The organism is Streptomyces sp. NPDC033966 (genome assembly GCF_055575955.1).
The window spans coordinates 20,301-41,800 of the sequence record NZ_JBVIRQ010000004.1 but is presented as its reverse complement, the minus strand read 5'-3'; the positions used below and the strand labels follow the sequence as shown (position 1 = coordinate 41,800).

The following is a 21,500-nucleotide window of genomic DNA, read 5'->3' as shown; positions in this document are numbered from 1 at the left end:
GGAGCGCGGACCAGGGCAATCGGATTATCTGCCGGGTTCGGTGAGCAGTGCCTGCGTCAGCGCCCGTACGGACAGCAGGAACAGCCGTTCCGGGTCCGCCGGGCGGGCCAGGGCGCGGGCGAGCGCCGGGTCGCCGGGGGCGGCCTCCGGGTCCCACAGCTCGCCCTCGCCCGGCGACTGGGCGGGGGAGCGCTCGCGGTTGCGCTCGACGAGCAGGAAGCCGACGATCTGGAACTGCACGGCGCGCACCGCGTCGGCGGCCCGTGCCCCGCGCAGTCCGGCGGCGTGCACCTCGTCGACCAGCGCCCGCTGGGCTGGCAGGAACATCCGCTCGGTGAGCCCTCGCTCGTGGACCATGGCGATCAGGTGCGGGCGGGCGCGGATCTCGCGCCGCAGGGTCCGGGCCACCGACACGATCCGCTCGGCCGGCGTCCGGCCCGCCGGACGGAGCGCGCCCATCTCCTGGACGGTCCGCTCCACGAGGGCGTCGAGCAGCCGCTCGCGGTTGCCGACGTGCCAGTAGATCGAGGTCACCGCCGTGCCCAGTTCGGCGGCGAGCCCCCGCATGGTCAGGCCCGCCGGACCGTGCTGCCTGACCAGGGACGCGGCGGCCTCCAGTACCTCCTCGCGGGTCAGTGCGTTTCTCGCCATGGGCCCGGTCCGCCAATCTGTCGCAACGTCAATTCCGGTCCGTGCAGGGGTCTTTACCCTTCATCGGCAGCGGTGTAACTGTGTTACAGAACCACCCCCGGCCCCCGCCGGGGGGACCCTCGGAAGGGTGGTGCGAGACATGGCACGCATACGGTACGGAGCGCGGACCGAGGCCGAGATCGCGGCGTCGCGCGAGAAGAGCGCCAAGCTCCCCGACATCTGGTCCACCGGCGTGGTGGCCGTCTGGGAGACCGATCCCGACGTGGTGGCGGCGGTCCTGCCGCCGCCGCTCAAGCCCGCCGAACGGCCCCTCGTACGGGCCAACATCAGCAAGGTCGACCTGCCCGGCTACCCCCTCGGCGCCGGCTCGGTGGCCGTGGCCGCCCGGCACGGCGGGGTCGAGGGCTGGTACCCGCTCGTCATGCCGATGACCCACGAGCGTGCCCTGACCGGCGGCCGCGAGGTGTTCGGCGAGCCGAAGAAGCTGGGCGAGGTCACCGTCGAGCGCGAGGGGCTCGTCGTACGGGCCGCCCTCGCCCGGCACGGGATCGCCTTCGTCGAGGTACGCGCGGCCGTGGACCGCGAGCTGCCGCTGCCCGAGCCGACCGTGAAGACCGACTTCTACTTCAAGTTCCTCCCGGCGGTCGACGGCTCCGGCCTGGACGGCGACCCGGTCCTCGTCCACTGCACGCGCAACGAGAAGGTCCGCAAACTGGAGCACCTCACCGGTGACGTCGTCCTGCGCGAGTCGATGTACGACCCCGTCGCCGACCTCCCCGTACGCCGCCTCGTGGAACTCACCATCGGCGAGAAGACCACCGACCAGAAGGGCCGGGTCGTCGAACGGGTCAGCGCCCAGGCCCTGCTCCCGTACCTCCACCAGCGCTACGACGACCCCCTCCAGATCCTCGACGGCCCGCCCGAGGGGAGCGTGTGACATGAGGCTCGAACCCGGGCAGGTGGCCGTCGTCACCGGCGCCGCGAGCGGCATCGGCCTCGCCATGGCCCGCCGCTTCGCCGCCGAAGGCCTCAAGGTCGTCCTCGCCGACGTGGAGGAGGCCGCCCTGCGCAAGGCCGCCGACGAACTTGCCGCCGACGGCGCCGAGGTGCTCGCCCGGACCGTCGACGTCAGCGACCGCGACTCCGTCCTGTCCCTTGCCGACGCCGCCTACGAGACCTTCGGCGCCGTACACGTCCTCTGCAACAACGCGGGTGTCGGATCCGGCGCCGAGGGCCGCATGTGGGAGCACGAGCCCAACGACTGGAAGTGGGCCTTCTCCGTCAACGTCTGGGGCGTCTTCCACGGCATCCAGGCCTTCGTCCCCCGCATGATCGCCTCCGGCACCCCCGGCCACGTGGTCAACACCTCCTCCGGCGACGGCGGCATCGCCCCCCTGCCCACCGCCTCCGTGTACGCCGTCACCAAGGCGGCCGTGGTCACCATGACCGAGTCCCTCTACGCCCACCTCAAGGCCGAGGGCGCGGCCGTCGGCGCCTCCGTCCTCTTCCCCGGACCGCACATGCTGCGCACCGGCCTGTGGGAGTCCCACCGCAACCGGCCCGAGCGCTTCGCGAAGGAGCGGCCGCGCAGGTCCCCGTACCGCAGCCTCGACCAGTACGAGGCCGCGATGAAACGGGCCGGGCACGAGGTGCGCTTCACCCCGGTCGAGGAGGTCGCCGAGCACGTCGTCGACGGGATCCGCGCCGACCGCTTCTGGATGCTGCCCGCGAGCGAGCACAGCGACCGGCAGATCCGCGCCCGGTCGCAGTCCATGCTCGACCGCGCCAACCCCGCCTACCTGGAGAGCTTCATCCTCGACTGAGGGGACCGACGTGCCTGACGAGACGTACGAAGACCCGTACCTGATCATCTCCTCCGACTGCCACGCGGGGCTGCCCACCGAGCAGTACCGCCCCTACCTCGACTCCCGCTTCCACCGCCGGTTCGACGAGTTCCTCGGCCAGCGCGACGCCCGCCGCGAGGAGGCCACCCGGCTCGGCGTGCGCAACGAGGCCTTCGCCGAGAAGTGGTTCCACGACCACGAGGAAGGCCTCAAGGGCGGCTGGGACAGCACCCAGCGGCTCAAGGAACTCGACGGCGACGGCGTGGCCGCCGAGGTCGTCTTCCCCGACGCGGACGCCGTCGACAGCCAGACCGCCGCCCCCTTCGGGGTGGGCCTGGGCCTCTCCGGCGACCAGGACCCCGAGCTCGGCATGGGGGGCGCGCAGGCGCACAACCGCTGGCTGGCGGAGTTCGTCGGGCGGAATCCCGAGCGGCACTGCGGGGTCGCCCTGCTGCCCGTCACCGGCGAGCCGGCCAAGGTGGTCGCGGAGATCCACCGGGCCAAGGAATCCGGCCTCGGCGCCCTGATGATCCCCTCCATGTGGGTGGACCAGGCGCCCTACCACGACCGCCGCTACGACCCCGTGTGGGCCGCCGCCGCCGAGACGGCGATGCCGATCGTCACCCACTCGGGCGCCGCCCCCCGCCACGAGTACGGCGACCACCTGGGCATCTACGTCTCCGAGGTCACCTGGTGGCCGGCCCGCCCGCTGTGGTTCCTGCTCTGGTCCGGGGTCTTCGAGCGCCACCCCGGCCTGAAGTTCGGCGTGGCCGAGTCGGGCTGCTGGTGGCTGCCGAACCTCCTGTGGTTCATGGACCGCCTCTACCTCGGCGCCCACGGCGGCAAGAAGCTCTCGCCGTTCTCGGAGCTGAAGCGCCCGCCGAGCGAGTACCTGGACCGGCAGGTGTTCGTCTGCGCGACCAACACCAAGCGCCGGGAACTCGCCCAGCGCTACGAGATCGGCGTGGACAACATCCTGTGGGGCTCGGACTTCCCGCACCCCGAGGGCACCTGGCCCGACACCCGCAACTGGCTGGGGAACACCTTCCACGACATCCCGGTCTCCGAGACCCGGCGGATGCTGGGCCTGGCCGCCGCCGAGGTCTTCGGCTTCGACACGGAGGCACTCGCCCCGATCGCCCGCCGCATCGGCCCCACCCCGGCCGACCTGGGCCAGAGCCCCGACCAGGCGGCGGTGGAGGCCTCCTGGGCCCGCTCCCGCGAGACCGGCCGGCACTGGCTCACCGGCGCGGACTTCCCGGTCACGGGGGTCTCGTCATGACGGAGGACCGCTACACGGTCATCTCGGCCGACTGCCACGCCGGCGCCGACCTGCTCGACTACAGGCCGTACCTGGCCAAGCGCCACCACGAGGCCTTCGACGCCTGGGCCGCCACGTACGTCAACCCGTACGAGGACCTCCTCGCCGACTCGGCCGACCTCAACTGGAACTCGGCCCGGCGGCTGGCCGAACTCGAAGCAGACGGGATCGTGGCGGAGGTGATCTTCCCGAACACCATCCCGCCCTTCTTCCCCAAGGCCTCGCTGATGGCCCAGCCGCCGACGGCCGAGGAGTACGAGCTGAGGTGGGCCGGGCTCCAGGCCCACAACCGGTGGCTGGCCGACTTCTGCGCCGACGCGCCGGGGCGGCGGGCGGGGGTCGCGCAGATCCTCCTCAACGACGTGGACGCGGCGGTGGCGGAGATCCGCCGCGCCCGCGAGGCGGGCCTGACCGGCGGCATCCTCCTCCCCGGCGTCCCGCCGGGCTCCCCGGTGCCGGAGCTGTACTCGGCCGCGTACGACCCGATCTGGGCGGTCTGCGCGGAGCTGGACGTCCCGGTCAACCACCACGGCGGCTCGGCGTCGCCGCCGCTCGGCGACGAACCGGCCGCGCGGGCCGTCTTCATGGTGGAGACCACCTGGTTCTCGCACCGCGCCCTCTGGCACCTGATCTTCGGCGGCGCCTTCCGCCGCCACCCGGGTCTCAAGCTGGTCCTGACGGAGCAGGGCTCCGGCTGGATCCCGGGAGTGCTGGAGATGCTGGACTACTACCACGGCCGCCTGGTCGCGGCGTCCTCCACCGCCGAGGCCAAGTTCGGCGCCGGCCTGGCCGAGTCCATGGGCCGGGGCCCGAGCGAGGTCTGGCGCGACAACTGCTTCGTGGGCGCCAGCTTCATGCGCCCCCACGAGGTCCCGCTGCGGGAACGGATCGGCCTGGACAAGATCATGTGGGGCAGCGACTTCCCCCACGACGAGGGCACCACGCCCTTCTCCCGCGAGGGCCTGCGGATCGCGTACGCGGGCCTGCCGAGGGAGGAGGTCGCGGCGATGGCCGGCGGCAACGCCGCCCGCGTGTACGGCTTCGACCTGGCCCTGCTGGACGCGCTGGCGGCCAAGCACGGCCCGCTGGTCTCGGAGATCGCCGAACCGCTGACGCGGATCCCGCCCGAGGCCACCAGCCCGGCCTTCGCCCGGGGGGCGTCGGTCCGGGTCTGGTAGCGCTCTCGCCTCCCGCCGGAGCGGCTCCTACAGGAACCGGAGCCGCTCCGGCGGGAACAGCTCGGCGCCCCGCACGACCGTGTCCCGGTGCACCTCGACGGTCAGCTGCGGCAACCCGGCGAGGGGGGTGAGGTCGACCGTGCCGCACGCGCTGAACGAGAGGGTGGTCAGGCCCTCCAGCTCCTTCAGGGCCCCCAGGCCCGTGGCGAACCGGCAGTCGGAGAAGAAGAGGGTGTCCAGCCGGGGGAACCGCAGCAGGTCCTCGGGTTCGTGGGCGTGGTGGTGGAGGAGCTGGAGCGTGGTGAGGTCCGGCGGGCGGACCATCGCACGCAGCTCGTCGGCCTGACGGGTCCCCACAAGGCTCAGGTACGAGAGGCCGGGCCAGCGCTCCAGGCCGTCCAGGGAGAGGTCCTCGGCCCCCTCGTACAGCCACAGACTGGTGAGTTGCTGCCGTCCCGGCAGCTCGCCCACCGACCGGTGGCCGCCCGTATTGGCCAGGCCCAGGTAGCGGAGCTCCGACAGCTTCTCCAGGACGCCCAGCCCGACACGGTGGCTGCCGAACGTGAACAGGTTCTTCAGCGGCAGCTCGGCCAGCGGCCCCAGGTCCGTCAGCGCCGTGCAGTTGGTCAGGCCGATGTGCTCCAGTTCCCGGCGTCCGGCCAGCGGCCCCAGATCGGAGAAGGCCGGTGAGTTGATCACGTACAGGACTCGCAGGCCCTGGCGGGAGGCGACCTCGGGCGGAATCCGATCCACCTCGTAGACCCGCAGGCGGTCGAACTGCGGGAGGGCCGACAGGCGGTCCAGCTGTGGCCGTGTCCGCAGGGTCAGTGCCCCCTGGCCCAGCGACGCGCCGGCGAGCACGGCCTCGGCGTACTCGCCGGCATCGAACTGGCCCCAGGCGTCGTCGAGTTGCGCGGTGACCCTGGGGCGGACGTCCTCGCGGAACCGGCGGATGACCGCCAGCGCCCGCTCCCCGCCCACCAGGGCCGCCGTACGGATCGTGGCCGCGGCCTCCCATTCGCCCAGGCCGTCGGCCGGCCCCGGCAGCAGCTCCAGTACGAGCTCCCCGGCCTTCGCCAGTTCCTCCGCCTGCTCCGGCGTGCGCGGCGGGAGCAGTTCCGTCGTGCGGGACTGGATCTCGCTCCGCAGGGCCGGGTCCAGTTCCGGGGCGTGTTCGAGGCAGGCCGCGGCCAGGAGCACCAGCCGGCTCCTCACGCCCTTGACCTTGTCCGCGCGCTTCAGCAGGCCCCGCAGGATGCGGGTGCGTTCGTCCGGGCGGGCGTGGCCCACCGCCATCCGGACCACGTCGTCCCAGGTGTCGTCCTGCGCGTTCTTCACCAGCACGCCGAAGTCCCGCGATTCCACCGCCGCCTTGGCGCCCAGGTAGTCCTGGAAGGTGCGGTGGACGAAGTCCACCGAGCCCGCCACCGGCTCCCGCAGCAGCCCGCTGCGGATCAGCAGGTGGGAGAAGACCCGCTCCGCATCACCCTGCTCGCGGACCTGCGGCATCGCGTCGATCCACTCCGCCACCAGCTCGACGGCCTCGTCCCGGCCCGCCTCCACCTGGCCGTTGCGGATCAGCCAGTACGCGAACCGCTGGAGCAGCAGGATCTGTTCGTCCCGGCTCAGGAAGACCCCCTCGACCCCGCTGATCTCCCGCTCCGTGTCCCGCCGTACCAGCAGCATGTCCAGCGCCGCGTCGTACAGCTCCTTGCGGGCGCGTGGCAGCCGCATCCGCCGGTCCCGGTTCAGGGCGCAGAGCAGCGCGCACATCAGCGGGTTCGTCGCGAGCCGGGCCAGGTCCCGGCGGGCGGAGACGGCCTCCCGCAGCGAGGCCTCGTACGCGTCGAGGTCCTCGCCCGGACATTCCGCCCGCGCGGCCCGGTGCCAGTGCCCGATGAACGCCCCGACGTCCGCCCGCTCCATCGGCAGCAGCGCGTGCGGTACGAAGCCCTCCCGGGCGAGCCAGTCCTCCGGCACCGCCGACGGGCGCGTGGTCACCACGTACCGCGCCCGGGGGAAGGCCGAGACGAGGGAGCGCAGCCAGGCCTCGGTTCGCGCACGCAGTCGCTGCGGGACCTCGTCCACCCCGTCCACCAGGACCAGTGCCCGGCCGTTGAGCATCAGCTCCTCGACCCAGCCGGGCGGGGACGACAGCGGCACCCCGGAGGCCTTGAGGAAGTCCTCCGGCAGCGGCAGGGACTCCGCCGTGGTGAACGACCGCAGGCGCAGCACGAACGGGACGCACATGCTCCACCACGGACCGCCCGTCTGCCGGGCCGCGTTGACGGCGAGCCACTGGAGGAGGGAGCTCTTGCCCGAGCCGGCCGGACCGCGCAGCAGTGCCCGGTCGGCCGTTCCGAGGGCCTGTTCCGCCTTGACGGTGGTCTGGTGCGACCCGGGCTCGCCCGGCAGCAGCTGAGGCTCCCCGCCACTGACCGAAAGGCTGATGTACGCGAGGTCCAGCGGCCATTCCTCCCGGGCGCGGCCGGTCGTCAGGCCGAAGAGCTGGAGCCGCCCGTGCGTGTCTGCCACCCAGCGCGCGTACCGCTCCTCGAAGGCGTGCGCCGCCCCTTCGGCGCGGTCCGCCAGCCGGTCCACCGACCGCTGCAGCGCGCCGGTGCGGCGTACGAGTTCCACGTCGGCCCGCGCCCCGAACGACGGCAGGGTCGTCAGGTACTCCAGGGAGTGCACGCAGGCCAGCCGGATCAGGTCGCGGGCCAGGGCCTCGGCCTCCGGGCTCAGGCCCGCCGCCGGTGGCAGGGGCACCTTCGCCGCCAGCCCGGCCGGGTCCAGGTGCGCCGCGAAGAGGGCCCCGGCGTCCAGGGGTCCCGGCCCGGCCGCGAAGGCGTCGGCGACCGCGTCGAGCGCCGCCAGCCGTTCGTGCTCCGGCAGCCGGGCGGCGGCCGCGCCCAGCCGGGGCGCCAGCTCCCCGGCGAGCCGGCGCAGTTCCGGTGTGCCGAGCTCCGCCGGCCGGCGCCGGCGCTGCGCCGGCCGTACCGGGCGGTCGGCGAGGCCCGCGCCCGGCACCTGCCCCAGCCGTGACCGGTACAGCGACCCCAGCACGGTGCTCGCCGCCCTTAACGCGGCCGTTTCGAGTCCTGCCATGCGCCCTCCCCCCTTGTACCCCGGGTAACCCCGTCGGATACTGATCGGTAACAACCCCTAGCGGCACCCCGGAACCCGCCCTAAGGTGCGCCCATGCCAAATCTGCCCGATGTCGTGCTGTGGTCCATACCCGCCTTCGTGCTGCTCACCGTCATCGAGGTGGTCAGCTACCGGCTCCATCCCGACGAGGACGCCGCCGGCTACGACGCCAAGGACGCGGTCACCAGCGTCACCATGGGGATCGGCAGCATCGGCTTCGACCTGCTCTGGAAGATCCCGGTCGTCGCGGTGTTCACCGCCGTCTACGAACTGACCCCGCTGCGGGTGCCGTTCCTGTGGTGGACCGCCCTGCTGATGCTGCTCGCCCAGGACTTCCTCTACTACTGGCAGCACCGGCTCCACCACGTCATCCGCATCCTGTGGGCCTGCCACGTCGTCCACCACAGCAGCCGCAGGTTCAACCTCACCACCGCCCTGCGCCAGCCCTGGACCAGCGCGACCACCTGGTGGTTCTACCTCCCGATGGTCGCCCTCGGCGTGCACCCGGCCGCGATCCCCTTCTGCTACGGCATCAACCTGCTCTACCAGTTCTGGGTGCACACCGAGCGCATCGGGAAGCTGCCCAGGCCGTACGAGTACGTCTTCAACACCCCCTCCCACCACCGCGTCCACCACGCCTCCCAGGGCGGCTACCTGGACCGCAACTTCGGCGGGATCCTGATCGTCTGGGACCGGATGTTCGGGTCCTGGGTGGGGGAGACGGAGCGGCCCGTCTACGGGCTCACCAAGAACATCGGCACCCACAACCCGCTGCGCGTCGCCACCCACGAGTACGCCGCCATCGCCCGCGACGTCCGCGCCGCCGACAGCTGGCGCGAGCGCGCGGGGCGGGTGTTCCGGGGGCCGGGCTGGCAGCCGGCCGCCAAGCGGGCGGAGGCCGTCCCGACCGCCGGGGCCGCGACGGCGCCGGAGCCCGCCGCGTGAGCGCCGCCGGGACCCGTACACCCTCCTGGGCGGTCCGGCCCGCGGCCGCCGGGCGCGCCGGACGCGTGCTGCTCGCCGGCTTCGCCGCGGCCGCCGCCGCGGACCTCGGCTCGCTGCTGGCCGGCTGGCACCTCGGGCACGTCCTCGCCAAGCCGCTGCTGATGCCGCTGCTGGTGGCGTACGTACTCACCCGGCGCGCCCCCCGGCTGCTGGTCGCCGCCCTGCTCTTCGGGTGGGGCGGGGACCTCGCGCTGCTCTTCGACGCCGAGCCCGCCTTCCTCGTCGGGATGGGCTCCTTCGCCCTCGGGCACGTCTGCTACCTCATGCTCTTCAACAAGCGCGGTCCCTTCGGCCGGGGCGGGACCAGCCCCGCGCTCGGGGGCGCGTACGCCCTCGCGCTCGTCGGGACCGTCGCGCTGCTGTGGCCCGACCTGCCGGCGGACCTGCGGATCCCCGTCGCCGGGTACAGCCTGCTGCTCACCGCCATGGCCTACCGCTCCAGTGCCCTCGGGCGCGCGGCGGGGGCCGGCGGGGCGCTGTTCCTGCTCTCCGACACCCTCATCGCGACCGGGGTCGCCGAGTGGCCGCAGCTGCCGCGCCCCGACTTCTGGATCATGGCCACCTACCTCGCGGCCCAGTACCTGCTGGCCACGGGCGCGATCACCCGCGAGCAGGCGTACGGTAGGGAAGTCATACAAGACTGAACTACTTGCTCCGGAGGGCTGCACCACCATGCGCGCCACCGTCATCCACGCCCCGCACGACATCCGCGTGGAGGAGGTGCCCGACGCTGCGATCCAGCGCCCCGAGGACGCCGTCGTCCGCGTCCTGCGCGCCTGCATCTGCGGCAGCGACCTGTGGGCCTACCGCGGTGAGGCCGCGCGGCAGCCCGGCCAGCGGATCGGGCACGAGTTCCTCGGCGTCGTCGAGGAGACCGGCTCCGCCGTCTCCGGCCTGAAGGCCGGGGACCTGGTCGTCGCCCCCTTCATGTGGTCCGACGGCACCTGCGACTACTGCTCCGAGGGCCTGTACACCTCCTGCGTGCACGGCGGCTTCTGGGGCTCGGTCGGTTTCGACGGCGGCCAGGGCGAGGCCGTCCGGGTCCCGCACGCCGACGGCACCCTCGTGAAGCTGCCCGCCGCGGCCGTCTCCGACGACCACCTGCTGACCGGGCTGCTCGCGCTGTCCGACGTCATGGGCACCGGCCACCACGCCGCCCTGGGCGCGGGCGTCCGGTCGGGCTCCACCGTCGCCGTCGTCGGTGACGGCGCGGTCGGGCTGTGCGGCGTCCTCGCGGCCAAGCGGCTCGGTGCCGAGCGGATCATCGCGCTGGGCCGGCACAGCGCCCGTACGGACATCGCCAAGCTCTTCGGGGCCACCGACGTGGTCGCCGAGCGCGGGGAGGCCGCCGAGGCCGCCGTCCGCGAGCTGACCGGCGGCCAGGGCGCGCACGCCGTCATCGAGGCGGTCGGCACCGAGCAGTCCATGCGGACCGCCGTCAACATCACCCGCGACGGCGGGGCCATCGGCTACGTCGGCGTCCCGCACGGCAGCGGCACCGGCCTCGACCTCGGCGTGATGTTCGACCGGAACATCACCCTGCGCGGCGGCGTGGCCCCGGTCCGGGCCTACATCCCGGAGCTGCTGGAGGACGTGCTGAGCGGCACGATCGACCCGGCCCCCGTCTTCGACCGGGCCGTCTCCCTGGACGAGGTCCCGGACGGCTACCGCGCGATGGACGACCGCAGCGCGCTGAAGGTCCTGATCAAGCCCTGACCCGGGCGGGCGGTACCGACGCGGACGGGCCGGGCGGGGAGAACCCCGCCCGGCCCGCACGCGTTCACGCGTCCGGTGCTACTGGACGGCCTTGAGCGCGTCCACCACGCCCGAGCCGTAGTACGCCGTCTGGCCCCACTTGGCGGTGCAGGTGGTGGCGTTGACCAGGTTGCCGGTGGCGTCGTAGATCTTCTCCGGGCAGGCGACCTTGGTGGCCTGGGCCTTCAGCATGGCCTGGAGCTGCGAGGGCGTTGCCGTCGGGTGGGCGCTCTTGAGCAGCGCCGCGACGCCCGCGACGTGCGGGCTGGCCATCGAGGTGCCCTGCTTGTAGCCGTAGCCGCCGCCCAGGACGGTCGACAGCACACGGCCGTTGGCGTCCGGGGTGGCCGGGACCTGCCACTTGTCGCCGCCGGGGGCCGCGACGTCGACGACACCCAGGCCGTAGCTGGAGTAGTACGACTTGAGGCCCTGGTCGCCCGTCGCGCTCACCGTGACCACACCCGGCAGCTGGGTGGGCAGGTCCAGGCAGACCTTCGGGTCGATGGTGCGCGGCAGCGGGGTGCTGTCGTTCGGGCTGGTGGTGTCCTCGATCGAGTCCGCCGCCAGGTCGTGGTTGGAGTTGCCGGCCGAGGCCACGCTGAGGACGCCCTTGCGCTCGGCGTACTTGGTGGCCCGGGAGAGGGCCTCCACCAGCGCCTTCTGGTCGTCGTCGTTCTTGCAGGTGTAGTTCCACGGGTCGACGTAGTAGCTGTTGTTGGTCACCTCGATCCCCTTCTCGGCGGCGAACATGAAGCCGCAGACGACCGCCTCGGTGTAGAAGAGGCTGGACCCGGGCTCGCTCACCTTGATGCCGGCGACCTTCGCGCCCGGCGCGACACCGGCGATGCCGATCCCGTTGCGGGCGGCGGCTATGGTGCCGGCCACGTGGGTGCCGTGGTCGCTGCCGTTCGTGTACGGGCGCCACGCGCCCTCGGTGGTGTCGGCGACACCGCCGACACAGTTGGCGGACTGGCCCTTGGAGAAGTTGGGGGCCAAGTCGGGGTGAGTGTCGTCCACACCCGTGTCGATGACGCCCACGGTGACGTCGGGGCTGCCATCGTTGATCTTGTGCGCCGCGTCGGCCTTGATAGCCCGCAGGTCCCACTGGTTGGACTCCAGGGGCTCCTGGCCCGGCTCGGCCTGCGCCGCCGCCTTCGCGGCGTCGGCCGCGCTCAGCGTCTGGGTCGTGCCCTCCTCGGTGGTCTGCACCGCCTTCAGGGGCGTCGTACGGGTGGCGCCGACCGAGGTGAAGAGGCCGCGCTGCGCCCGCAGCTGCTTGGCGAAGTCCGGGTTCTCGGAGTGCGCGACGATGACCCCGATCTGCTCATGGGCGGTCACCACCGTCCCACCGGCCCGCTCGATGGCCTTCTTCGCCGCCGTCGCCGTGGCGTACACGTTCAGGTTCGCCACGTAGGACAGCTTCGGACCGGTGGCGGCGGGCTGCGCGGCCGTCACCGAGTCCGCCGTGTTGCCCAGCGGGGCGGCCGAGGCGGCCACCGAGGGCAGGAAGGCGAGCGAGGCAGTGAGCGCCAGGCCGACCGGTACGGCGAGAGTCCGCCGGCGGCCGTGTCCCAGATGAGCCATGGGTTCTCCACATCATCCGTGAAAAAGCCGTCCGCGCGCGGTCGCGGCGGACGGGTTCATGACACGCGAACCTAGCGCTGACGTTCCTGTTTGCGCCATGAGTTCGAGAAAGAAGTTCTCCAAGAATCAGCGGGTGTTGAACCGTCCCGACACGCTGGCCGTGCCGTTGACAGGGGGGATCAGCACCGCCGTCCCCCCACACGGAGGTTGTTTTGTCCGTCGTCCCCACCGCACCCGCGTCACAAGGAGAACCCCCCGTGACCACCGAAGCAGCGCCGCCGCCGGGCGGCGCGGGACCGGCCCCGGCACTCCCGTCGGCCGAAGAGTTCACGCGCGTCCAGCAGAGCCCCGAATTCGCCGAACTGCGCGGCTCCTACCGGTCCTTCGCCTTCCCCCTCACCGTGGCCTTCATCGCCTGGTACCTGCTCTACGTCCTGCTGTCCAACTACGCGGGCGGTTTCATGGGGACCAAGCTCTTCGGCAACATCAACGTCGCCCTGGTCCTCGGCGTCGCCCAGTTCCTGACGACCTTCCTGATCGCCTGGCTGTACTCGCGGCACGCCGCGACCAAGCTCGACCCCAAGGCCGAGGCCATCAAGAAGCGCATGGAGGCCGGAGCATGACCATGAGCATGACCACGAGCGCGAGCACGGTCCCCGGGCTGACGGCCGCCGCCGGGGCGAGCGAGCACCGCCCGCTGATCATCACCCTCTTCGGGCTGTTCGTCGTCGCCACCCTCATCATCACCGTCTGGGCCGGCCGCCAGACCAAGGACGCCGCCGACTTCTACGCGGGCGGCCGGCAGTTCACCGGGTTCCAGAACGGCCTGGCCATCTCCGGCGACTACATGTCCGCCGCGTCCTTCCTCGGCATCGCCGGAGCCATCGCCCTCTTCGGCTACGACGGCTTCCTCTACTCCATCGGCTTCCTCGTCGCCTGGCTGGTGGCCCTGCTGCTGGTCGCCGAGCCGCTGCGCAACTCCGGCCGCTACACGATGGGCGACGTCCTCGCGTACCGGATGCGCCAGCGGCCCGTCCGCACCGCCGCGGGCACCTCCACCATCGTGGTCTCGATCTTCTACCTGCTCGCCCAGATGGCCGGCGCCGGCGTGCTCGTCTCGCTGCTCCTCGGCATCACCAGCGACGGCGGCAAGGTCGCCGTCGTCGCGCTCGTCGGCCTGCTGATGATCGTCTACGTCACGATCGGCGGGATGAAGGGCACCACCTGGGTCCAGATGGTCAAGGCGGTCCTGCTGATCGCGGGCGCCCTGCTGATCACCTTCCTGGTGCTGCTGAAGTTCGACTTCAACATCTCGGCCCTGCTGGGCCAGGCCGCCGAGAACAGCGGCCAGGGCTCCAAGTTCCTGGAGCCCGGACTCAAGTACGGCAAGGACGGGCTCACCAAGCTCGACTTCATCTCCCTCGGCCTCGCCCTGGTCCTCGGCACCGCGGGCCTGCCGCACATCCTGATCCGCTTCTACACCGTCCCCACGGCCAAGGCCGCCCGCAAGTCCGTGAACTGGGCCATCGGCATCATCGGCGCCTTCTACCTGATGACGATCGCCCTCGGTTTCGGCGCCGCGGCCCTGCTCAAGCGGGCCGACATCCTCGCCTCCAACAAGGCCGGCAACACCGCCGCACCGCTCCTCGCCCAGGAGATCGGCGGCGGCCCGGACTCCACCGGCGGCGCCGTCCTGCTCGCGGTCATCTCCGCGGTGGCCTTCGCCACCATCCTCGCCGTGGTCGCGGGCCTGACCCTGGCCTCCTCCTCTTCCTTCGCGCACGACATCTACGTCAACGTCATCCGCAAGGGACAGGCCACCGAGAAGGAGGAGGTGCGTGCCGCCCGCTGGTCCACCGTGGTCATCGGCGCCGTCGCCATCTTCCTGGGAGCCCTCGCCCGCGACATGAACGTGGCCGGCCTGGTCGCCCTCGCCTTCGCGGTCGCCGCCTCCGCGAACCTCCCGACGATCCTCTACAGCCTCTTCTGGAAGCGCTTCACCACCCAGGGCGCGCTGTGGTCGATCTACGGCGGGCTGATCTCGGCGGTCGGGCTGGTCCTCTTCTCGCCCGTCGTCTCCGGCAAGCCCACCTCGATGTTCAAGGAGGCCGACTTCTACTGGTTCCCGCTGGAGAACCCGGGGATCATCTCCATCCCCCTCGGCTTCCTTCTGGGGTGGCTGGGAACGGTCCTGTCGAAGGAAGAGGCCGACCCGCAGAAGTTCGCCGAGCTGGAGGTACGCTCCCTCACCGGCACCGGGGCCCACTGACAGGGGCTCCCCGAAACCGCACGAACACCGTGCGTGGCCGCGTCGTACTTCCCTACGACGCGGCCACGTTACGTATCGTTCATTCGGGCACCCCTCCACGACACACGGGTCGCGTACGCTCGAACTGAAGAAACCTCTAGATCCGGACAGGGAGGGGGCCCACAGTGCTTCTCGACACGTACGGCCGCGTGGCCACTGACCTGCGCGTCTCACTCACCGACCGGTGCAACCTGCGGTGTACCTACTGCATGCCCGAGGAGGGCCTGCAGTGGCTGGGAAAGTCCGATCTGCTGAGTGACGACGAGATCGTCCGGCTGATCCGCATCGCCGTGACCAGCCTCGGCATCACCGAGGTCCGCTTCACCGGCGGGGAGCCGCTGCTGCGGCCCGGCCTCGTCGGCATCGTGGAGCAGTGCGCGGCCCTGGAGCCCCGCCCCAAGATGTCGCTGACCACCAACGGCATCGGCCTCAAGCGCACCGCCCAGGCCCTCAAGGCCGCCGGCCTGGACAGGGTGAACGTTTCCCTCGACACCCTGCGGCCCGAGGTCTTCAAGACCCTCACCCGCCGCGACCGCCACCACGACGTGATCGACGGCATGGCCGCCGCCCGCGAGGCCGGCCTCACCCCGGTCAAGGTCAACGCCGTCCTGATGCCGGGGCTCAACGACGACGAGGCGCCCGACCTGCTCGCCTGGGCCGTGGAGAACGCATACGAGCTCCGCTTCATCGAGCAGATGCCCCTGGACGCCCAGCACGGCTGGAAGCGCGACGGCATGATCACCGCCGGCGACATCCTGGCCTCCCTGCGCACCCGCTTCACCCTCACCGAGGAAGGCGCCGGGGAGCGCGGCTCGGCCCCGGCCGAGCGCTGGCTGGTCGACGGCGGCCCGGCCACCGTCGGCGTCATCGCCTCCGTCACCCGCCCCTTCTGCGGAGCGTGCGACCGCACCCGGCTCACGGCCGACGGCCAGGTCCGTACGTGCCTGTTCGCCACCGAGGAGTCGGACCTGCGCTCCGCGCTGCGCTCGGGCGCCCCGGACGAGGAGATCGCCCGCCTGTGGAAGGTGGCGATGTGGGGCAAGAAGGCCGGGTCCGGACTCGACGACCCGTCCTTCCTGCAGCCCGACCGCCCCATGTCGGCGATCGGCGGCTGACGCCCGGGCCGCGCCCCGGCCTTGCCACGGGCGCGGCCGCCCGGGCCTACGGGCGCTCGCGCCCGGAGTCCTCGGGCTGGACCCACTCGTCCAGCTTCACGACGTCCTTCAGGAAACCGCGGACCCCCAGGAACTGGGAGAGGTGTTCGCGGTGTTCCGCGCACGCCAGCCAGGTCTTGCGCCGCTCCGGCGTGTGCAGTTTCGGGTTGTTCCACGCCAGGACCCAGACGGCCGCGTCGCGGCAGCCCTTGGCGGAGCAGGTGGGGGTTTCGGGAGAAGTCACGGCCCCAAGCCTACAAACGGAAGGGCGACGCCGGGCAGCCACGGGGGGAGCTGCCCGGCGTCGGTCCGTCGCTCCGACGGGGGATGCGGAGCGCGTAGGCAGTATGTCACGCACGACCCCGTGGGGTGCACCGGAACTTCATGATTGATCTGAGCTTTTATTGAGGTTTCCCGAGTCCAGTGCCGGGCGCACAGGGGAGGGGATGAAGTTCGAGGGCAGATTGGGCGTCGACTCGCGCCCCGCGTTGGCGATGACGACGGCGATGTACGGCAGCAGCAGACCGGCGGCCAGCGTCACGACGGCCACATGGCGCTCCACGTTCCACAGGACCACCGTGGCGACCACCGACAGGGTCCGGATGCCCATCGAGATGACGTACCGGCGCTGGCGCCCCCGTACGTCCTCGGCGAGGCCCATCCGGGCCCCCGTGATCCGGAAGACCTCGGGTCCGTTCCGCTTCGTCCGCTGCATGCTCCACCGCCCGATCCGCCCGCCGGACGCTCCCCGGTCCGGACCACTCCACGGTACGCCGCGGGTGCCCGGGGGAGGAGAGGGGGTGTCCCCCGAACGGGAGTGTCCGAAATGCGCCGTACGCCGGATGGGCCGAAACTGGGCCCACATGCGCACAACGCGCCACGAGGAGGCTCGACATGCAATGGTTGTGGGCGATCATCGTCGGTTTCGTGCTGGGCCTCATAGCCCGCGCCATCCTGCCGGGCAAGCAGCACCAGCCCCTGTGGCTGACCACCCTCTTCGGCATCGTCGGCGCCATCCTCGGCAACGCCGTCTCGCGCTGGATCGGCGTCGAGGACACCAAGGGCGTCGACTGGCTCCGGCACCTGCTGCAACTCGCCGGAGCCGTGGTCGTCGTCGGCCTCGGCGACATGGTCTACATGGCCCTGCGGGGCGGCAGACGCCACACGGTGTGACGGCACGGCGAAGGGGCCGGCGCGGACGATGGTGTCCGCGCCGGCCCCTTCGCCGTGCCCCGTGCGCGTCAGGCGCCGGTGACCTCCACCGCGGCCAGGTTCTTCTTGCCGCGGCGCAGCACCAGCCAGCGCCCGTGCAGCAGGTCCTCCTGCGCGGGGACCGCGTCCTCGGCGGTGATCTTCACGTTGTTCACGTAGGCGCCGCCCTCCTTCACGGTCCGGCGGCCCGCGGACTTGCTGGCGACCAGGCCGGTCTCCGCGAACAGGTCCACGACCTGCGCCAGCTCGGCGACGCGGGCGTGCGGCAGCTCGGAGAGGGCCGCGGCCAGCGTGGCCTCGTCCAGCTCCGCCAGCTCGCCCTGGCCGAACAGCGCCTTCGACGCGGCGATCACGGCGGCGCACTGGTCCGCGCCGTGCACCAGCGTGGTCAGCTCCTCCGCCAGCGCCCGCTGGGCGGCCCGCATCTGCGGACGCTCCGCAGTCTGCGCCTCCAGCGCCTCCAGCTCCTCACGGGACCTGAAGGACAGGATCCGCATGTAGGTGGAGATGTCCCGGTCGTCCACGTTCAGCCAGAACTGGTAGAACGCGTACGGGGTGGTCATCTCCGGGTCCAGCCAGACGGCCCCGCTCTCGGACTTGCCGAACTTGGTGCCGTCCGCCTTGACCATCAGCGGGGTCGCCATCGCGTGGACGTGCGCGGCCGGCTCGACCCGGTGGATCAGGTCGAGGCCCGCCGTCAGGTTGCCCCACTGGTCGGAGCCGCCCTGCTGGAGGGTGCAGCCGTAGCGGCGGTACAGCTCCAGGAAGTCCATGCCCTGGAGCAGCTGGTAGCTGAACTCCGTGTAGCTGATGCCCTGTTCGGAGTCCAGCCGCTTGGCGACCGAGTCCTTCGTCAGCATCTTGTTCACGCGGAAGTGCTTGCCGATGTCCCGCAGGAACTCGATGGCGGACAGGCCCGCCGTCCAGTCCAGGTTGTTCACCATGACCGCCGCGTTCTCGCCCTCGAAGGACAGGAACGGCTCGATCTGCGTGCGCAGCCGGTTCACCCAGTTCGCGACCGTCTCCGGGTCGTTCAGGGTGCGCTCCGCCGTCGGACGCGGGTCACCGATCTGACCGGTGGCCCCGCCGACCAGCGCCAGCGGCCGGTGGCCGGCCTGCTGGAGCCGGCGCACGGTGAGCACCTGCACCAGGTGCCCCACGTGCAGTGAGGCCGCGGTCGGGTCGAAGCCGCAATAGAACGTGACGGGACCGTCCGCGAAGGCCTTGCGCAGCGCTTCTTCGTCCGTGGACTGGGCGAACAGCCCGCGCCACTTCAGTTCGTCGACGATGTCCGTCACGGTCTCTCGACTCCTTACGAATTGTGGAAATGCCGAGTTCAGTCTAGGTGGATCAGACGCCCTTGCTGACCGAACTCATGTTGAAGTCCGGGATGCGGACAGGCGGCATCGCTGCCCGGGTGAACCAGTCGCCCCACTCGCGCGGAAGGGTCTTCTCGGTACGCCCGGCCTCCGAGGCCCGCGACAGCAGGTCCACCGGCGACTCGTTGAACCGGAAGTTGTTCACCTCGCCCGTGACCTGGCCGTTCTCCACCAGGTACACCCCGTCCCGGGTCAGGCCCGTGAGCAGGAGCGTGGCCGGATCGACCTCGCGGATGTACCAGAGGCAGGTCAGCAGCAGACCCCGCTCGGTGTCCGCCACCATCTCCTCCAGGGACTTCTCGCCGCCCCCGTCCAGGATCAGGTTCCCGAACGACGGGGACAGCGGCAGCCCGGTCAGCGCCGCGCTGTGCCGGGTGGTGGTCAGCCGGGCCAGCTCGCCCTCCTTGATCCACTCCGTCGCCGGGACCGGCAGGCCGTTGTCGAAGACCGACGCGTCGTCGCCCGAGCTGTGCGCGATCACGAACGGCGTGGACTCCAGGCCCGGCGCGTTCGGGTCGCTGCGCAGGGTCAGCGGCAGCCGTGACAGCCGCTCCCCGATCCGGGTGCCGCCGCCGGGCTTGGAGAAGACCGTCCGTCCCTCCGTCGCGTCCCGGGCCGTCGCCGACCACATCTGGTAGATCAGCAGGTCGGCCACCGCGGTCGGCGGCAGCAGGGTCTCGTACCGGCCCGCCGGCAGCTCGACCTTCCGCTCGGCCCAGCCCAGGCGCACGGCGAGCTCCGCGTCCAGGGCCGTAGGGTCCACGTCCTTGAAGTCGCGGGTGGCCCGGCCGGCCCAGGCGGAACGCAGCCGGTCGGGTGACTTGGCGTTGAGCTCCAGGGTGCCGTTCGGCTGGTCGTGGCGCAGCCGCAGCCCGGTCGAGGTGCCCACGTACGTGGAGGTCAGCTCGTGGTTGGCGAAGCCGTACAGCTCGCGGCCGCCCGCCCGGGCCCGGGCGAAGGCCTCGCCGAGGGCCGGGGCGAAGTCCGCGAACACGGCCGAGGAGGTCTCGTCCGGCGCGTCGGTGAAGTCCGGCGAGGCGGGGGTGCCCGTCACCAGCGGCTGGGCGTCCTCGGCGGGACCGCCCGCCCGCGCGGCCGCCTCGGCGGCCCGTACCAGCGGCTCCAGGTCGGAGGCTGTGACGGCGGAGCGCGAGACGACCCCCGAGGCCGTGCCCTCCTTGCCGCCGACGGTGGCGATGACCGTCAGGGTCCGGCCGCGGGTGACGCCGTTGGTGGTGAGCGCGTTGCCGGCCCAGCGCAGGTTGGCGCTGGACTCCTCGTCCGCGATGACGACGCAGCCGTCGGCGGTGGACAGCTCCAGGGCCCGCTCGACGATCTCGTGGGGCTTCGTGCGGTTCGGCGACATCAGCGTCCGGCCTCCTGGGTGGTGTTCAAGATGTTCACGTCGCGGAACAGGGCCGACGGGCAGCCGTGCGACACCGCCGCGACCTGCCCCGGCTGGGCCTTTCCGCAGTTGAAGGCGCCGCCCAGGACGTAGGTCTGCGGACCGCCGACCTTCTCCATGGAGCCCCAGAAGTCGGTGGTCGTGGCCTGGTACGCGACGTCGCGCAGCTGCCCGGCCAGCCTGCCGTTCTCGATCCGGAAGAAGCGCTGCCCGGTGAACTGGAAGTTGTAGCGCTGCATGTCGATCGACCAGGAGCGGTCGCCGACCACGTAGATCCCGCGCTCCACCCCGCCGATCAGGTCCTCCGTGGAGAGCCCGCCCGGATCCGGCTGGAGCGAGACGTTCGCCATCCGCTGCACGGGCACGTGCCCGGGGGAGTCGGCGTACGCGCAGCCGTTGGAGCGGCCGAGCCCGGTCAGCCGGGCGATCCGCCGGTCGGTCTGGTAGCCGGCCAGGGTGCCGTCCTTGACCAGGTCCCAGCTCTGCGCCTCGACGCCCTCGTCGTCGTAGCCGATGGTGGCCAGACCGTGCTCGGCGGTGCGGTCACCGGTCACGTTCATGATCGGGGAGCCGTACTTGAGCTTGCCCAGCTGGTCGAAGGTGGCGAAGGAGGTCCCCGCGTACGCCGCCTCGTAGCCCAGGGCCCGGTCGAGCTCGGTGGCGTGGCCGATGGACTCGTGGATGGTGAGCCACAGGTTGGACGGGTCCACGACCAGGTCGTAGCGCCCGGCCTGCACGCTGGGGGCCCGCATCTTCTCGGCGAGGAGCGCCGGGATCTGCTCCAGCTCGGCGTTCCAGTCCCAGCCGGTGCCGGTCAGGTACTCCCAGCCGCGCCCGGCCGGCGGGGCGATCGTGCGCATCGAGTCGAACTCGCCGGTGGTGCCGTCGACGGCGACCGCGGTGAGCTGCGGGTGGAGGCGCACCCGCTGCTGGGTGGTCGAGGTGCCCGCGGTGTCGGCGTAGAACTTGTTCTCGTGGACGGCGAGCAGCGAGGCGTCCACGTGCGCCACGCCCTCGGCCGCCAGCAGCCGCGCGCTCCAGTCGGCGAGCAGCGCCGACTTCTCGGCGTCCGGCACCTCGAAGGGGTTCACGTCGTAGGCGGAGATCCAGGTCTTGTCGGCGTGCACCGGCTCCTCGGCCAGCTCCACCCGCTCGTCCGAACCGGCGGCCTTGATCACCTGGGCGGACAGCTTCGCCATGGCCACGGCCTGCGAGGCCACCTTGGCGGCGCCGTCCATGGTCAGGTCCACGCCGGAGGCGAAGCCCCAGCTGCCGCCGTGCACCACCCGGACCGCGTAACCGAGGTCGGTGGTGTCGGAGCCGCCGGAGGGTTTGGCGTCGCGCAGTCGCCAGGAGGCGCTGCGGATCCGCTCCAGCCGGAAGTCGGCGTGGTCGGCGCCCAGCGCGCGGGCCCGGGCGAGTGCCGCGTCGGCGAGCGCCCGCAGGGGCAGCGCGGTGAAAGCCGCGTCGATGGAATGGGCCACGGAAGTCCTCCCGAGGTCGGGGCCGGTCGCCCCGATCATTTCGCGGCCGGGGCGGCTGTGCCTACATTTTTCT

At 71.9% G+C, this 21,500-nt stretch carries 19 protein-coding genes; 11 read left to right on the top strand and 8 right to left on the bottom strand.

What is annotated here, in order from left to right:
• Positions 1 to 24 precede the first annotated feature (24 nt).
• Positions 25 to 651, bottom strand: coding sequence for a TetR/AcrR family transcriptional regulator (locus ACZ518_RS12395; protein ID WP_469113000.1), 627 nt, complete (start codon positions 649 to 651; stop codon positions 25 to 27).
• Positions 652 to 790: 139 nt separating this feature from the next.
• Here ACZ518_RS12395 and ACZ518_RS12390 point away from each other — a divergent pair, with 139 nt between their 5' ends.
• From ACZ518_RS12390 to ACZ518_RS12375, 4 genes are read left to right on the top strand one after another with little or no spacing between them, the layout of a single operon-like run.
• Complete coding sequence (locus ACZ518_RS12390) at positions 791 to 1,588, top strand: acetoacetate decarboxylase family protein (protein WP_469112999.1); 798 nt, start codon at positions 791 to 793, stop codon at positions 1,586 to 1,588.
• A gap of 1 nt (position 1,589) precedes the next feature.
• Entirely contained in the window at positions 1,590 to 2,474 is an 885-nt protein-coding gene (locus tag ACZ518_RS12385) for an SDR family NAD(P)-dependent oxidoreductase (protein ID WP_469112998.1), read from the top strand.
• 10 nt (positions 2,475 to 2,484) lie between these two features.
• Complete coding sequence (locus ACZ518_RS12380) at positions 2,485 to 3,777, top strand: amidohydrolase family protein (RefSeq protein WP_469112997.1); 1,293 nt, start codon at positions 2,485 to 2,487, stop codon at positions 3,775 to 3,777.
• A complete protein-coding gene (locus tag ACZ518_RS12375; protein WP_469112996.1) occupies positions 3,774 to 4,994 on the top strand; it encodes an amidohydrolase family protein in 1,221 nt (406 codons plus the stop codon). The genes ACZ518_RS12380 and ACZ518_RS12375 overlap by 4 nt, the downstream gene beginning before the upstream one ends.
• Positions 4,995 to 5,021: 27 nt before the next feature.
• Here the strand turns inward: ACZ518_RS12375 and ACZ518_RS12370 are convergent, their stop codons facing one another.
• Positions 5,022 to 8,102: an NACHT domain-containing protein gene (locus ACZ518_RS12370; protein WP_469112995.1), complete on the bottom strand. Its 3,081-nt coding sequence runs from the start codon at positions 8,100 to 8,102 to the stop codon at positions 5,022 to 5,024.
• A gap of 93 nt (positions 8,103 to 8,195) precedes the next feature.
• Here ACZ518_RS12370 and ACZ518_RS12365 point away from each other — a divergent pair, with 93 nt between their 5' ends.
• Genes ACZ518_RS12365 through ACZ518_RS12355 form a run of 3 tightly spaced genes read left to right on the top strand, consistent with a single transcriptional unit; the run spans position 8,196 to position 10,862 of the window.
• Positions 8,196 to 9,086 (top strand): sterol desaturase family protein, encoded by an 891-nt coding sequence (locus ACZ518_RS12365; protein WP_469112994.1) that lies wholly within the window; start codon positions 8,196 to 8,198, stop codon positions 9,084 to 9,086.
• Positions 9,083 to 9,790 (top strand): lysoplasmalogenase, encoded by a 708-nt coding sequence (locus ACZ518_RS12360; protein ID WP_469112993.1) that lies wholly within the window; start codon positions 9,083 to 9,085, stop codon positions 9,788 to 9,790. The genes ACZ518_RS12365 and ACZ518_RS12360 overlap by 4 nt, the downstream gene beginning before the upstream one ends.
• A 28-nt stretch (positions 9,791 to 9,818) precedes the next feature.
• Positions 9,819 to 10,862, top strand: a complete 1,044-nt coding sequence (locus ACZ518_RS12355; protein ID WP_469112992.1) for a zinc-dependent alcohol dehydrogenase family protein — start codon at positions 9,819 to 9,821, stop codon at positions 10,860 to 10,862.
• A 78-nt stretch (positions 10,863 to 10,940) separates the two neighbouring features.
• On the opposite strand, the gene ACZ518_RS12350 is transcribed toward ACZ518_RS12355, so the two are convergent.
• Complete coding sequence (locus ACZ518_RS12350) at positions 10,941 to 12,485, bottom strand: S8 family peptidase (protein ID WP_469112991.1); 1,545 nt, start codon at positions 12,483 to 12,485, stop codon at positions 10,941 to 10,943.
• Positions 12,486 to 12,742: 257 nt separating this feature from the next.
• Here ACZ518_RS12350 and ACZ518_RS12345 point away from each other — a divergent pair, with 257 nt between their 5' ends.
• The 3 genes from ACZ518_RS12345 to moaA all read left to right on the top strand — a co-directional run bounded on the left by ACZ518_RS12345 (position 12,743) and on the right by moaA (position 15,908).
• Positions 12,743 to 13,108, top strand: coding sequence for a DUF485 domain-containing protein (locus ACZ518_RS12345; protein ID WP_469112990.1), 366 nt, complete (start codon positions 12,743 to 12,745; stop codon positions 13,106 to 13,108).
• Between the two features lie 2 nt (positions 13,109 to 13,110).
• Positions 13,111 to 14,754, top strand: coding sequence for a solute symporter family protein (locus tag ACZ518_RS12340; protein ID WP_469113462.1), 1,644 nt, complete (start codon positions 13,111 to 13,113; stop codon positions 14,752 to 14,754).
• A 164-nt stretch (positions 14,755 to 14,918) separates the two neighbouring features.
• The gene (moaA, locus tag ACZ518_RS12335; protein WP_469112989.1) at positions 14,919 to 15,908 is read left to right on the top strand and encodes a GTP 3',8-cyclase MoaA; all 990 of its coding nucleotides are present in this window, start codon (positions 14,919 to 14,921) and stop codon (positions 15,906 to 15,908) included.
• 46 nt (positions 15,909 to 15,954) lie between these two features.
• Here the strand turns inward: moaA and ACZ518_RS12330 are convergent, their stop codons facing one another.
• Positions 15,955 to 16,191 carry a hypothetical protein gene (locus ACZ518_RS12330; RefSeq protein WP_469112988.1) on the bottom strand — a complete coding sequence of 79 codons (237 nt, stop codon included), beginning with the start codon at positions 16,189 to 16,191 and terminating at the stop codon, positions 15,955 to 15,957.
• A gap of 138 nt (positions 16,192 to 16,329) precedes the next feature.
• A complete protein-coding gene (locus tag ACZ518_RS12325; RefSeq protein ID WP_469112987.1) occupies positions 16,330 to 16,662 on the bottom strand; it encodes a DUF3099 domain-containing protein in 333 nt (110 codons plus the stop codon).
• Between the two features lie 179 nt (positions 16,663 to 16,841).
• Between ACZ518_RS12325 and ACZ518_RS12320 the strand changes: the two genes are divergently transcribed.
• Positions 16,842 to 17,120, top strand: a complete 279-nt coding sequence (locus ACZ518_RS12320; RefSeq protein ID WP_469112986.1) for a GlsB/YeaQ/YmgE family stress response membrane protein — start codon at positions 16,842 to 16,844, stop codon at positions 17,118 to 17,120.
• Between the two features lie 68 nt (positions 17,121 to 17,188).
• Here the strand turns inward: ACZ518_RS12320 and tyrS are convergent, their stop codons facing one another.
• The 3 genes from tyrS to ACZ518_RS12305 are packed head-to-tail and all read right to left on the bottom strand — an operon-like array spanning position 17,189 to position 21,466.
• Positions 17,189 to 18,457, bottom strand: a complete 1,269-nt coding sequence (tyrS, locus tag ACZ518_RS12315) for a tyrosine--tRNA ligase (protein WP_469112985.1) — start codon at positions 18,455 to 18,457, stop codon at positions 17,189 to 17,191.
• Positions 18,458 to 18,509: 52 nt separating this feature from the next.
• Entirely contained in the window at positions 18,510 to 19,904 is a 1,395-nt protein-coding gene (locus ACZ518_RS12310) for a metallopeptidase TldD-related protein (RefSeq protein WP_469112984.1), read from the bottom strand.
• Positions 19,904 to 21,466 (bottom strand): TldD/PmbA family protein, encoded by a 1,563-nt coding sequence (locus ACZ518_RS12305; protein ID WP_469112983.1) that lies wholly within the window; start codon positions 21,464 to 21,466, stop codon positions 19,904 to 19,906. Before ACZ518_RS12305 ends, ACZ518_RS12310 begins: the two co-directional genes overlap by 1 nt.
• Positions 21,467 to 21,500 lie beyond the last annotated feature (34 nt).